Genomic DNA, 260 nt, shown 5'->3' with positions numbered 1-260 from the left:
ATGTTCCGGGTGCATGTGTAATGGTACCGACGATAATGCCATTTGTACTAAACAGTATATCTGCCTCTAAAGCAACCACTTGAGCATCCAGGTTGTAGATATAAGCATATTCTGATAATCCAGCGGTACCGGCCGGTCCAGTCGGTCCGGTGTCGCCAGTTAAACCGGTAGGCCCAGTAGGCCCGGTGTCGCCAGTTAGACCGGTAGGCCCAGTCGGCCCGGTGTCACCAGTTAAACCGGTAGGCCCAGTCGGCCCGGTG

Annotated in this window: 1 pseudogene; it reads right to left on the bottom strand. The window is 55.0% G+C overall.

Going from position 1 to position 260, the window contains the following annotated elements:
* Positions 1-260 (bottom strand): annotated as a pseudogene (locus tag RZO55_RS01470) (collagen-like protein); the annotation flags it as partial.

The organism is Clostridium boliviensis, from assembly GCF_033342255.1.
GTDB lineage: Bacteria > Bacillota > Clostridia > Lachnospirales > Lachnospiraceae > Lacrimispora > Lacrimispora boliviensis.
Note: the sequence above shows the minus strand (reverse complement) of the source record. Positions and strands in the feature narration are given on the sequence as shown.